The sequence below is a fragment of the Nonomuraea sp. H19 genome (assembly GCF_052068215.1).
Taxonomy (GTDB): domain Bacteria; phylum Actinomycetota; class Actinomycetes; order Streptosporangiales; family Streptosporangiaceae; genus Nonomuraea.
The window spans coordinates 213,218-225,436 of sequence record NZ_JBQHCV010000011.1 but is presented as its reverse complement, the minus strand read 5'-3'; the positions used below and the strand labels follow the sequence as shown (position 1 = coordinate 225,436).

The 12,219-nt window shown below is 64.8% G+C and carries 11 protein-coding genes; 5 read left to right on the top strand and 6 right to left on the bottom strand.

The features are described from left to right. Window positions 1-2 precede the first annotated feature (2 nt). Window positions 3-689 (top strand): SRPBCC domain-containing protein, encoded by a 687-nt coding sequence (locus ACTMTI_RS25580; protein ID WP_441123039.1) that lies wholly within the window; start codon window positions 3-5, stop codon window positions 687-689. 202 nt (window positions 690-891) lie between these two features. On the opposite strand, the gene ACTMTI_RS25575 is transcribed toward ACTMTI_RS25580, so the two are convergent. The 4 genes from ACTMTI_RS25575 to ACTMTI_RS25560 all read right to left on the bottom strand — a co-directional run bounded on the left by ACTMTI_RS25575 (window position 892) and on the right by ACTMTI_RS25560 (window position 4,047). Further along, window positions 892-1,587 carry a class I SAM-dependent methyltransferase gene (locus ACTMTI_RS25575; RefSeq protein WP_441123038.1) on the bottom strand — a complete coding sequence of 232 codons (696 nt, stop codon included), beginning with the start codon at window positions 1,585-1,587 and terminating at the stop codon, window positions 892-894. Between the two features lie 432 nt (window positions 1,588-2,019). Next, window positions 2,020-2,490 (bottom strand): GNAT family N-acetyltransferase, encoded by a 471-nt coding sequence (locus ACTMTI_RS25570; protein WP_441123037.1) that lies wholly within the window; start codon window positions 2,488-2,490, stop codon window positions 2,020-2,022. A 247-nt stretch (window positions 2,491-2,737) separates the two neighbouring features. Continuing rightward, window positions 2,738-3,280 (bottom strand): AAA family ATPase, encoded by a 543-nt coding sequence (locus ACTMTI_RS25565; protein ID WP_441123036.1) that lies wholly within the window; start codon window positions 3,278-3,280, stop codon window positions 2,738-2,740. A gap of 404 nt (window positions 3,281-3,684) precedes the next feature. Next, window positions 3,685-4,047: a hypothetical protein gene (locus ACTMTI_RS25560; protein ID WP_441123035.1), complete on the bottom strand. Its 363-nt coding sequence runs from the start codon at window positions 4,045-4,047 to the stop codon at window positions 3,685-3,687. Between the two features lie 948 nt (window positions 4,048-4,995). On the opposite strand from ACTMTI_RS25560, the gene ACTMTI_RS25555 reads away from it, so the two are divergent. After that, entirely contained in the window at window positions 4,996-6,519 is a 1,524-nt protein-coding gene (locus ACTMTI_RS25555; protein ID WP_441123034.1) for a leucine-rich repeat domain-containing protein, read from the top strand. Window positions 6,520-7,868: 1,349 nt separating this feature from the next. Here ACTMTI_RS25555 and ACTMTI_RS25550 read toward each other — a convergent pair. Both ACTMTI_RS25550 and ACTMTI_RS25545 read right to left on the bottom strand, forming a co-directional pair. Continuing rightward, window positions 7,869-8,393 (bottom strand): GNAT family N-acetyltransferase, encoded by a 525-nt coding sequence (locus tag ACTMTI_RS25550; protein ID WP_441123033.1) that lies wholly within the window; start codon window positions 8,391-8,393, stop codon window positions 7,869-7,871. After that, on the bottom strand, window positions 8,359-9,048 hold the full coding sequence (locus tag ACTMTI_RS25545) for a flavoprotein (RefSeq protein ID WP_441123032.1): 690 nt from the start codon (window positions 9,046-9,048) through the stop codon (window positions 8,359-8,361). Before ACTMTI_RS25545 ends, ACTMTI_RS25550 begins: the two co-directional genes overlap by 35 nt. A 232-nt stretch (window positions 9,049-9,280) precedes the next feature. On the opposite strand from ACTMTI_RS25545, the gene ACTMTI_RS25540 reads away from it, so the two are divergent. The 3 genes from ACTMTI_RS25540 (at window position 9,281) to ACTMTI_RS25530 (ending at window position 12,169) form a co-directional block, all read left to right on the top strand. Beyond that, window positions 9,281-9,946, top strand: coding sequence for an RNA polymerase sigma factor (locus ACTMTI_RS25540; RefSeq protein WP_441123031.1), 666 nt, complete (start codon window positions 9,281-9,283; stop codon window positions 9,944-9,946). Next, window positions 9,943-10,947: a CU044_5270 family protein gene (locus tag ACTMTI_RS25535; protein ID WP_441123030.1), complete on the top strand. Its 1,005-nt coding sequence runs from the start codon at window positions 9,943-9,945 to the stop codon at window positions 10,945-10,947. Before ACTMTI_RS25540 ends, ACTMTI_RS25535 begins: the two co-directional genes overlap by 4 nt. A gap of 646 nt (window positions 10,948-11,593) precedes the next feature. Further along, a complete protein-coding gene (locus ACTMTI_RS25530; protein ID WP_441123029.1) occupies window positions 11,594-12,169 on the top strand; it encodes a GNAT family N-acetyltransferase in 576 nt (191 codons plus the stop codon). Window positions 12,170-12,219: the final 50 nt, after the last annotated feature.

Here is a 12,219-nt window from a genome sequence, read left to right as displayed (position 1 = left end):
CCATGGGTGGCGTCTTCGAGATGACCTTCGTCCTCGACCTGCGGGTCGAGCAGGCGTGGCAGGTGTTCACCACGCCTGATTACCTGGAGGCTTGGCTCGGCACCATCGTGGAGTGCGATATCCGGCCCGGTGGCCGGATCAGGTTCACCATCCCTGGTCATGGCGAATTGACCTGGTCGATCGAACAGGTGGAAGAGCACAAGAGGTTGGTGTGGTTGGAGCCGCCCGCGGCGGTCCCTAGCGAGCGTCGAACGACGGTGAGCTTCGAGGAGACCGCCGAAGGCACCGTGGTGCGCATCGAAGAGGCCGGATTCGGTGAGAGCGCCGCATGGCGGGGACATCTCGACGGCACCCGCCACGGTTGGACCCAGAACCTGGCGGGCCTGCATCTCTACCTGCGAACGGGCGTCAAGTTCGACCGTATGAACACCTTCAGGGCCGAGCTTGGTGCACACCTGGTCGACACACCGGCCGGGCCCGAGGTGGTGAGCGTGGCACCCGGCGGGTTCGCCGACCAGGCCGCGCTGTGCCCAGGCGATATCGTCGTCCGGCTCGGCGCCGCGCCGGTCTTCGACATCGCCGACGTCTGGCTCTTCTGCCGGGAGCATACGGGTGGTACGGAGGTCAGCGTCACCTTCGTCCGTGACGGAACCCTCCTCACGGCCCAGGCGATCCTGGGATACCCGTGAGCCCGCCGCGGTGATACACGATCGGCTTGGCGAGCTTTCTCGGGGGTTTGTGCCGTGCCGCGCTGATTCATCGAGGCCCGGCGCAATCGCAGAGGTGGCCCCAGCGCCCCGTCCCGGACGCTTCGCGTAGTACAGGATGAACCCCTGGAACAGCCCGGGCCATGGTAAACAGGGAATGAGTCTTTCTCAACGACTCTTGTGATCAAGGACGCTGAAGCTTTACGGCGAGGAAGCATGGCGCTTGGTGAAGCTTGTCGTAGGCGGCTTCGTCGATATCCCGAAGGTTGGTCGTGGGGCGCGGTTCGATCAGTTGCTCCAGCAGGAACCCTGCGGCCAAGAGCTCGCCCAAGAATGTCTCCAATGGCATGCGCTGGTAGTGGATCGAGAGCCCGCTGTCTCCGAGAGGCAGGTCTCTCCAGTCGTGGCTGAAGTACGAGCCTCCGAAGTGGCGCCAGTCGGCTGTGGGGTGGGTGGTCGATACCAGGAGCCATCCACCTGGTCGCAGGACGCGGCGCAGTTCGCCCAGCAGTTGCACACGGTTCCTGACGTGCTCGTATACGAGGGCGCAGACCACCCCGTCGAACGATGCGTCAGCGGCGAAACCGAGTGGCTCTTCTAGATCATGGAGAAGTAGTTCTGCTTGGCCGTTCACGCGTGCTTGCGCGTGGCGCAGCAGTGTGGCGCTGCCCTCGATTCCCACCACCTGGGCGCCGCGGGCCGAGAGCTCGGCCGCATAGTGACCTGCTCCACAGCCGACATCCAGGATTCTGGCTCCGGAAACATCACCCGCGAGTTGAAGCATTGCGGGTCTGTCGGTGTAGGCGTTGTAGGGGCTCGTATCTGCGTTCTTGGCGAAGAAGTCGCCGAGTGCGTCATGGTAAGCGGTCGCCTTGTGCATCGGGACATCATCGCGGTGACCTCGAGTTCATCTCTAGCAGGTTTCAGCCGAGACGGCGGACGGCGTCCTCGCCTGGTGATGATTCCTCTACGCGGCCCCACGCCGCACACGCAGCGTGTGGCCAGGCTCGGTCCGCGTAGAGGCGCGGAGCGTCGCCCTTGATAGCCGTACACGGTGGATGGATGTCGTCACGGAGATGGGCTTGCCTGAGCTTCATCTCCACGACCTGATTGTCCCGGGTCGACGGGCGGACGGGATGAGCTCAGTGCGGGCAGGGTGCGCGGCCCGTGCGAAAAGCCAGGTAGTGAGCTATCGCCGGACCATTGAAGGGCCGTTAAGAGGGGTAACGGGGGGTCAATCACGATCACTCAGGACCGGCTTTCCGCCCGGGGGCACGAGCGGGCAGGCGATGATGAGGACGATCCACCTGGCCTACTGGTTCCCGCCGGACGTTGGCGAGCCGAAGACCGGGTCGCGCACCATGAAGACGTCCACCTCGTCCTCGGTCTCGACCGTGAACCCGTGCCGCTCGTACAGTCGGCGGGCCGAACTGCCCTGCAGCACGTTCAGTCGGACCACGGCGTCTTCGCGGTCGCACCGTTCCAGCAGCCTGCGCAGCACGGCAGAACCGATGCCCCTGCCCTGGAAATCCGGGTCCAGGTAGAAGTGCTCCAGCCAGTAGGTGTCCTTCGCCGGCCGCAGCGCCACGCAGCCGGCCAAGACACCACCTACCTCGATCATCCAGGTGTGCGCTGGTGCGAACCCGTCCCTCAGCCTTTGCCGCACCCGCTGCTCGTCGTATCGTCCGAGCCGCTCGAGATCCGGCCTCAGCACTACGGCCCGCACCTCGGCCACAGCTTCGACATCCGCCGCCGAAGCCGGCCGAAGTTCCCAATCCGCCACGATCGTGATGTTATCGCGCTGCGTTGCGGCAATCCCCGACAGTCTCCCGCCAGGCGAAGCGAGCAGCTGATCGTTTGTCAGACAGACCTCCAAGGCACGCTAATGGCACGCCGAGATCAACAATCCTAGAAAAGATCAAGGCCCAGCGCTAATCGCTCTGAGAACGGCCACGCAACGGACACGAAGAACCACGCTTCTTGTCGGCGTGATCATGAAGGATGTCGCACGCCTCTCGCCATCGGTCGTCTCAGTCCTGCGTGATCGTGAGCTGCCCTTCGTCAACGGGCTCCTCAAATCCGGCCAGGTACCTGTTGAGGAGATCCTCGGACACGGTCACAGAGTTGGCCCCGTGCAGCTTGTTGCGTACGGCCAGTCGCTGGCGCAGCGTCTCTGGGCTCGCCTTGAGATAGATCAGCTCCCACCGACACCCATGACTCTCGATCAGGGCCTTGTAGTAGTCACGAGTCGTCCGGCGCCAAAAGCTGTAGTCCAAGACCACCGGTTGGCCGGCTTCCATCAGATCTACGAGCCGCTTCCTCAATGCTTCCTCGGCAGCCGCCTTGTGGTCCTCGTACTCTGCCGGATCGAACTCGGCAGCATCGCGTCCGAACCGGGTCCAGATCGCTTCATCGATCGACAGCCGGACATAGCCGCGTCGTTCCAATGCCTGTGCATAGGTCGACTTGCCTGACCCCGCGATCCCACACATCATCACGACAGATCGCGCCGACGCGTCTTGCGAACCATCCGAGAACCGTTCATCTTCAGCCCCACCAGCAATATCGTTCACGCCTGGACCTTATCGCCGCGTCCGCGATCCAACCGTGCAACCCTGGGACATCGCGATCGCTCTCGGCAGGCCGCCGAGGAAGCGCTGGAGTCAGAGGACGAGCAAGATCCGGGCGGATCGGGCACCTGAGGCGCATAGGAGCTCGAAAGGGCTCTGGAAACGATCAAAGCCAGGTCGGGAATCAACGCCAGACTTGGCTTTCGTACTGAGTGCGGCGGGTGACGGGAATCGAACCCGCGCCGTCAGTTCGGGAACTCACCGATCGCGATGTGTAGCAGGGCGTTGCTGGTCACAGACTGTGGCGATGGGATCGTGAGTGACCGTGGTCGACCGCTCGTCACCCTGGTCAGTGGCCCGCTAATGGCCCACGATCATCCCGTCGACGCGCGCCACAGTAACGCGTGCTACCACTCCCCGAGGCCGTTCACATCCCATGCCAGCCGGATCGATGGCTTGGTTTGGAGCCTGACGGGCTCTTCGCTTGCATCCCTGAACCACAACGTAAGACCTTCATAGTCTGGCTGGTGCCCGTCAACGGAGAGCCGCCCGAGAGGCCGGAGTCTGCTTACATGAGCGATCTCCTTCTCGTTCGCATAGAGGCTGATGTACGCCTCACCTGCCGCAGGGTCGATGGAGAAGAGAACCGACGTCGCACCTCGGTCAAGGTGAAAGGAGTGGAGACCAATCGGCCAGTGCAGGTCGTCATGCTGGCGCTCCGGCTCGCCTTCAAAGAGCCAAATCAAGTCAGCGAGCTCGGGGATCTTCATGCGGTGAAGATACTTCACATGGTTCGATCAACGGCCGGCACTCACATGGGAGAGCCGCGGGGTCCCGCCGCAAACCTCGCCCAGTCGGAGCCGTTCCGAATCGTTCGATGCAGGTCAGACGGCGTGAGCGGTCCACTCTGAACGGTTGTGAACGCCCTCATATTGCAACCCTGGTGGCTCGCTGACCGCTTCCTTGTCAGCACGATCGCCGACCGTCTTGTGGGACTCTCGCCATCGGTGGAGCGCTGGCCGAGTTTCGGGTACGACGTCAGTCATCTCAGGTGATGCCCCCCGTCCAACGTCATTTCGCGGACCCAGCCAATGAACTCGGTGTCTAGCTGGGCAGGGTCGGTGATGCGGAAGATGTGAACGAATAGACGCTTGGTGTAGGGGCTGACGCTGGTGATGCGAGGGTCTTCGACAACGCGTTGCAAGTCGAGCTAGCCGCGAATTCCACGCGCGTCCGGCCGCGCTCCGGCGAAGCCTCGGCGGCTTCCCTTGAATGTGATCGTGGACTACTCACGGCGTAAGTGAATGGTCCGCAGGCTTCTACTCTCTGACCAGGTTCTGACGGGAATCGGCTCTACGTGACCCGGTGTGCCCCCCGCGGGCACACCGGCGATCAAGATGTCTGGAGCCATTGCCGATGAATCTCGAGCAGGCCGGTCTTCTCCCAGGGCCCCGGCGTTCTCAGGTTCTGATCCGGTATGGCGATGTTGAGCGTTTCGGCAGGTGAGAGACGAAGAAGCGCGACTTCTGGTGATCTTTCTTGGCCCTGAACCGAAGATCCTCGCAGGAGCCGCGCTCGTGTCTACATCCTCCGGAAAATGCGGGGCATGTCAGGGGTTAGGTCGGCGACTGGATGGTGCGGGCCGGTGTGCATGGCCAGGCGTGCCGGGGTGAGGGCGTTCGTGGGGCATCGTCAGCGCCGCTGGCTACAGTTCCGGAATGACCAGCAGCAGCTACGAGACGTCCCGACTCGCCCCGTATCACGCCTTGTTGGGAGATGAGAAACCGCCGACCGCCGCGCGCGCCCGGCGTGCCTTCCGTGACCTCGCCGCCGTCCAGGGCCCTGAGACGCAGGAGGCGTACGAACTGGCCGCGCGTTTTACCGAGTTCGCACCGCAGGAGTCGGAGAAGCTGCTGAAGCCGTGGCGTGACGCGGCCGACCGCGACGCTTTCGCGCGGCTGCTCGTCGCGCCCGCCTTCGCGCGCGAGGGCCGCACCGAGTTCGAGCTCGGTAGGAAGCTCACCCTGGACTGCGGCATCCGGCACCTGACGTCGCTGCGCACGCTGCGCGTATTCCAGCACAAGGATCTGACCGAGCTCGGCGGAGTCGCCGCGCTCACCGGCCTCGTGGAGCTGGACCTGGAGGGTTCCAAGAGCCTCAGCGACATCGGCCCGCTCACCACACTGACCGGGCTACGCACCCTCAACCTGCACAACAGCGCCGTCCATGACCTGACGCCGCTCACCGGGCTGACGGGCCTCACTACCCTGGTGCTGAGCGGCTGCCGCGACCTCACCGACCTCGGACCGCTCGCCGCGCTCACCGGCCTGGAGAAGCTGGTCCTCGACAACTGCCCAGGCGTGAGCGACCTCGGCGCACTCAAGGCGCTGTCGAACCTGCGCTCCCTCAGCGTCAGCAGGACGTCCGTCCGCGACTTCGCGGCGCTCGCGAGCCTCACCGGTCTCACCGAGCTGGACGCCTCGGAGTGCGCCGAGCTGGAGTTTCTCGAGGGCCTTGCGCACATGCCGCACCTCACCGCGCTGAACCTGGGTGGCTGCACTCGGCTGACCTCGCTGCACGGCCTCGGCAGCCACCCCCGACTCCGCCGAATCAACCTCTACGGTTGCACTGGGCTGCTCGACGTCAGCGCCGTCTCCGGCGCCACCGGACTGACGTTCTTCGGGCTGCACGGCTCCGCACAGCTCACCTCGATCGACGGCATCGAGGGGCTGTCGGAGATCGAGTACGTCTATCTCAGGGACTGCCCCGGGCTTCGGGATCTGAGCGTGCTGGGCACCCTGCCGAGGCTGGAGTCGCTGAACCTCATCAACCTCCCGCAGCTCAGGGACGCCTCGCCGATCCCGCGCTGCGAAGCGCTGATCAAGCTCAGCATCGACAAATGCCCGGAGCTGACCACCCTCGCAGGGCTGCCGCCGCTGCCCGCACTGGACTACCTCTCCGCGAGCGAGTGCCCCAAGCTGCGTACCCTCGGCACGGGCCACGAACTCCCGTGCCTGGAGAGCCTGTTCGCGCTGTACGCGCCCTCCCTGGCCGACCTCGGCAGCGTCGCGGAGCTGCCGAAGCTGGAGATGCTCATAGCGAGCCACCACTCCCCCGGCCTCGACCCGGCGGGCCTGCGTGGCCGGGCCCCGTTCCGAAGCATCGGGCTCGACGAGGAGTGGAAGGCCCGCTGGAGCGCCGAGGTCGACCGCGCGCTCAGGGGACGCCAGGACGCCTCCTGATGCGGTATGGCGACGTTGAGCGTTTGGCCAGGTGGAGTACAAAAGAGCGCGACTTCTGCTGATCTCTCAGGTCTCGAATCCGAAGATCGTCGCAGGAGTTGCGCTCGTGTCCCCATCTTCCCTGGCCAGCTCTCGTCTCGTCCCTACTCTTGACCAGCTCGCCGACCTGGCATTGTGGGAAGTCGAGCTGGAGGCCGATCCGATCATGGTGGAATCGGGCGTTGATGCGCCGGTTGGCGGCCGTGCCCGATCGCCGCTGGGCCTGCGGACTGCGGCATCCGCTGGTGGTCATCTTGACGTTGGCCGCGTGCGCGACGCTCGGGGTCGGCAGCGACAGCATCGCGGCGATCTGGCAGTGGGTCGCCCGCACCTCGCAAGCCGACGGACCGTCCTGGAGCCATTGGCGCGGGCCACGGCGGAACTCGGCGTGGCGGTGTTTGTGCCCGATTGGCGCCCTGATGCCCCGGGCGGGGACGGGCTCATCTGTTGGCGTCGATCGCCTTCGTGTTGGGACAGGCTGAAGAGTTCGGTGGAGATCCACATCGCGTGCTTCTGGCGGGTTGGTCACGGGGGGCTAAAGCTGCATCGGGAATCGCTGTAGATGCTTCGGCTGCCAATGGTTGGCGGCCTTCGGCAGTGGCCTGTCTGGCAACACGCTATGGCCGGTCGACTCCCCCGTCCGCGAAGGCGCCGCTTGAAGCAGTAGTGCGCGGAGACCTGGACCCCGTTCCTTTCTGGCTCCTACATGGGGTTAATGACGAACTGGTGGACGTGGAGCACTCACGCGCGTTCGCCAAGGTGCTGCACGACAGTGCCTGGCCAGTGCATTTTCACGAGCTGAAGACGAATCACGCGGGCATCGTGATGACGCAGTACGATCCCGGCTTGAGGCGATGCGTTCCAGCTACGGGCGGGCACGCGATGGAGGGTGGCATGACGTTTCGTAAGAGTGCCGCCCTTCACATCGGGCGCGGCCCGAGCGCGGCGCGCGCGAGAACGGCCCCCAGGCCGCACGCGCAGCGTGTGGCCGTGCTCGGGCCGCGTGGCGGCGCGGAGCGCCGCCCTTGAACTGTCGATCTCTATCGCTGGCTGCTCAATAGATCTCAAGGCCTTACGGTCCGCGTCCGGGTGACCTTCGTCGAGCGCTCTGCGGGCGAGCGGGTGCTGGGACCGCCCAAGTTCTGGAGCGTTCAGTTGGTACTGCGCGGCGGGCGTGCGGTGCCCGGCCTCGTGCCCCGCCGCCGTCCGGGATCGGCCCCCAGGCCGCAGTGCCAGGACGGAGGGCGGGCGGCGTGTCGCGTGGTGCCATAGCTGGCCGGCCTCGCATCGGAGCGGGTGTTGACTTGGAGCTATGGGGCCAGTGCCGCAAAGAGCAGACGGTCTCGCCACTGCCCTCGGACATACAGGTGTTCGTGTAGATGGCCTTCGCGTCGCATGCCGATCTTGCTTAGGACTCGGGCGGAGGCGGCGTTGTCGGGATCGCATGTGGCAGAGATTTTGTGCAAGCCGAGCTCTTGGTGGCCCCAGCGAAGAAGGGCCCGGGCGACTTCACTTGCGTATCCCCTTCCCCACCATTGGCGGTGTAAGACATAGCCCATCTCTCCGCGCTGGTGGGAGGCGCTGGTGATCCGTAGCTCTGTTGATCCGATAGGCATGTCATGCTCGCGTCCGACGACGGCGAGCGTGAACCGGCATCGGTGAAGGTCGTGGGCATCCCGTGCCACCTCAGCGAGGAAGGCCGTGGTGTCATGCAGGCTGTTAGGCCCCCAGTCGGTGTAGCGGGTCACCTCTGGGTCGCTGGCGAACGCGTGAACGGCTGCGTGGTCACTGGCGCGGAATTCACGCAGCAGCAGCCGAGGTGTGGTCAGTTCCATGATCTGAAGTATGGGTGCACGCAGAATGAGAGCCGCGGCCCGAGCGCGGGCGAGAACGGCCCCAGGCCGCACGCGCAGCGTGCGGCCTGGGGGCCGCGTGACGGCGCGGAGCGCCGCCCTTGATACCTAAGCAAGTTCTCCAATGCCAGTGCCCAGGGATAGCTGTCGATCCGTTCGGCGCCGGAGCTTGGTGGGTGTGGTTCGAACTGGCCGGGCCGAGGAGGACGTGTACGCCTTCGGCGCGGAGTCGGTCGACGCTGCGTTGGAACGGGTCGCGTGAGGCCAGGGCGGTGTTGACGAAGGGCAGGATGACGACGGGGATGCCGAGTCCTGGGGCTTCGGAGCGAAGGCCGAGCGCGTAGGTGTCGGCGATGCCTTGGGCGAACTTGTTGATGGTGTTGTAGGGGGCTGGGGTGACGATGATGGCGTCGGCTCGGGGGGACTTGAGTTCATGGGGTTTGCGGTACTGGCTGCGGACTGGGCGGCCGGTCTGCTTCTCCAACTCGGCAACGTCGATGAAGTCGAGTGCAGGCGGGGTGGCGATGATCTGGACGGTCCAGCCGGCGTCTTGGGCGAGGGTGACGAGGCGGCCGACGTCGGGGGCTGGTCCTGCGGCGCAGACGATGATGTAGAGGAGCTTGCCGGGTTGGGTCACGCGCGGCGGGCGTGCTGGTTCCCGTGGGCTAATTGCACGCTAATTGCACGGACGATCGACAACAGGTCCAGGCACGATCAAACCAGGTCGGCAATCCACCCCTGATCTGGCTTTTCTTAGTGAGAGCGGGTTACGGGGATCGAACCCGCGCTGGCAGCTTGGCAACCGGCTACTGGCCTCTGCCTCCGCTTTCCGGTGGGAACTTCGGCTGGCCCTTCGGCTAAGTACCGTTGTGACAACCATTCTGGAACAGGAGATCGTCTTGGCGGACCCTCCAATGTCCACGGCGGTGCCGGCACCGATACCTGGCGACGCCTGGCAGAAAGATCCGCGAGACGACTCATCAATCATCGAAGCATCACTGCGCACTCCCGAATGCTTTGCGGAACTCTTCGATCGGCATGCCGCTGAGCTGCACCGCTACGTCGTCCGGCGTCTTGGTCCCGAACATGCGGAAGACGTGGTGGCCGAGACGTTCACCAGGGCTTTCGAAAAACGGCGCAGGTACGACTTCAACCGCAGGGAGGCGCTGCCCTGGCTGTACGGCATCATCACGAACGTCATCGGCAGTCACCGGCGTGCGGAGGTGCGGGGTTACCGGGCATTGGCCCGTACCGGTGAGGACCCTGTCGCGGTGGCGTTCGACGAGCAGGTGGTCGCTAGGATCTCCGCCTCGGCTACCCGGAAGCGGATCGCCGACGCATTAGCGAAGCTGGGGCGTGGTGAGCGTGACGTGCTGCTACTGATCGCCTGGGGCGACCTGACCTATGAGGAAACGGCACAGGCATTAGACGTGCCCATCGGCACGGTGCGTTCGCGCCTGTCGCGTGCCCGTCGCAAGGTCGCCAGAGCGCTGGGCGGTAGCAACCCGACCGATGCGAGCGAGGAAACCTCATGAATGACCTAGACCTGATCCAGGACCTGCGCTCGGAAGTGCGACAGAGCGACCCCGCCACCCTGCACGCCGCCCGGGAGCGACTGCTCGCCGCGATGAATCCCGCGTCCCCCACTCGCCGGCCCCGACCCACAATGCTGCGCCTGGTAGGTGTCGGTGCCCTCGGTCTCACGATCGCCCTCGGCGTCACGGTCGTGCAGGGTTCCGACGGCGCCGGTGTGAGGAAGGGAACCGCCACTGCTCCTGCGTGGGCTTCGGTGGCTAGCGCAGAACGCCTGGCAGAACGAGCCACGGCGGCGGCTGCGAAGGCGACGGACGCCTACCCCCGTGCCGACCAGTGGCTCTACACCAAGTCGCTTACGTACGTCTCCGACGGGGAGAGCATGCCAGGGGCGGGCAAGACACAGACCTACGAACGCTGGCAGAAAGGTGACGGCACGAAGACGGCACGGCGTCAAAGCCACGGGAACACAGACAAGGGCGTTCCCCCCATCGGCGCTGACCGCGTCGTCGTCGCCACCGCCGGCAAGGACCCCAAGGTCCCCCGATGGGACCCCGCCTACCTGCGCTCTCTTCCTCTGGACCCGGACGCCCTGATGGAACGTCTGCGAAAGGACGGTGAGGATCGCCCTGACCTGCCGGAGAGCCTGACGCTGTTCCAGCAGGTGCAGATGATCCTTCAGGAGGGTGCTCCTCCGCCTCGCCTGCGTGCTGCCCTCTACACCGTTGCGTCCAAGCTGGAGGGCGTCGGGGTCGAGGAGAAGGTACGGGATCTGGCGGACCGGGAAGGCGTCGGAATCTATCTGGACAGGGCCGACGGAACGCGCCACGAGATCATCGTGGACCCGAACAGCCACGCTTACCTCGGAGGTCGGGAGATCTTCATCGGGGGCGGTAAGCGGACTTCTCATTCCTTCAAGGGCCAGTACGCCGAAGGCGATGTGATCATCGCGTGGGCACAGACAGCCCGTGGCATCGTCGACCGTGCGGGTGACCTTCCGTAACTCCAAAAGCCCAGGGCGGACTCGTTCCCTGCCCTGGGCTTTAGCGTGGAGCGGGTAACGGGAATCAAACCCGGGCTGTCAGCTTGGGAACGGCAGCCTTCCAAGATCATGGCCTCTTATCAGGGAAACGCTGACCTGGGCATATGCCGGTCGAGCGACCGTGAGTCCCCGTGACTTCCCACTGATCACTCTACGGACGGGCACGCAACGGGCACGCAACCAGCGTGCCGCAGTCGAGTCTGGGCCCTATCGCCATGTGGCCGGAGCATGAGACACGGTGCGAACAGTCCTGCCCTTAGGTGCTGACCTATGTGCGCTTGCCTCAGTTCGACACTCAACGGAATGATCAGGCACTGAGCTGGAGCAGAGCGCTGATCCTGTGTGACCGTCGTTGACCCCTCGTCACCCCTCTTAATGGCCCGACACAGCGCAGGATAGAGACTTGACCACGCATGTCGCGCGCCAGCGACAACAAGTGTGGAAACGACGACGGTCGGAGTTTGATCATGTTCCCGACCTGGGTCTCTTGTGAAGCAGATGACGGGAATCGAACCGCGCCGTCCGCTTGGAAGTCAGAGATCATCAGCCGTTGGTCGGTGCTGCTGCCGTCAACGTTGCCGTCAGTTCTGAGCTCTACGATCTGCTTATGAGCGACCTGATCCCGACAGGCGTAGAGCTGAGGACCGCCCGGTTGGTGCTGCGGCCCCCGACCGGAGCCGATATTGATGCGATCTTCGCGATTCACAAGGACCCCCGAACCAGCCTGCACAATCCATCCGACGCGCTCGCCCAGCTCGACGAGGCAGAACAGCTCTATCAACGCTGGAACAACCAATGGCAGAGCTATGGATACGGATACTGGGTCGTCCAACGCCACGGTAGTGCCCAGCAACTGGGCTTCTGCGGAATTAAGCCTATGGAACTGCACGGTATGAAGGTCCTCAACCTCTTCTACCGCTTCGCTGTCTCAGCATGGGGCCACGGCTACGCCAGCGAGGCCGCAACCGCGGTCACCACCTGGGCATCCAAAACCGTCCCCGACCTCCCGCTAATCGCCCGCGTCAGGCCAGCCAACGTCGCCTCCCAACGCGTGGCGGTCCATGCTGGCCTGTCCCGGGCGGAACACCTCGACGAAAGCGGAGAGGACGGCCTCGATTGGATCTACGCGGCGAACCTGCCGGGCCGAACAGACCAGCCACGAAAACCGGTGGGCCGGGGCTGAGGAACGAAGCCACGGACCGTCGATCGCCCCCAGGCACGTACGGGCGGCCA

Excerpts from the sequence above, each read along its gene's own strand:
- ACTMTI_RS25575 (WP_441123038.1), bottom strand. The coding sequence starts at position 1,587 with ATGCACAAGGCGACCGCTTACCATGACGCACTCGGCGACTTCTTCGCC.
- ACTMTI_RS25555 (WP_441123034.1), top strand. The coding sequence starts at position 4,996 with ATGACCAGCAGCAGCTACGAGACGTCCCGACTCGCCCCGTATCACGCC.
- ACTMTI_RS25550 (WP_441123033.1), bottom strand. The coding sequence starts at position 8,393 with ATGGAACTGACCACACCTCGGCTGCTGCTGCGTGAATTCCGCGCCAGT.
- ACTMTI_RS25530 (WP_441123029.1), top strand. The coding sequence starts at position 11,594 with ATGAGCGACCTGATCCCGACAGGCGTAGAGCTGAGGACCGCCCGGTTG.
- ACTMTI_RS25535 (WP_441123030.1), top strand. The coding sequence starts at position 9,943 with ATGAATGACCTAGACCTGATCCAGGACCTGCGCTCGGAAGTGCGACAG.
- ACTMTI_RS25560 (WP_441123035.1), bottom strand. The coding sequence starts at position 4,047 with ATGAAGATCCCCGAGCTCGCTGACTTGATTTGGCTCTTTGAAGGCGAG.
- ACTMTI_RS25580 (WP_441123039.1), top strand. The coding sequence starts at position 3 with ATGGGTGGCGTCTTCGAGATGACCTTCGTCCTCGACCTGCGGGTCGAG.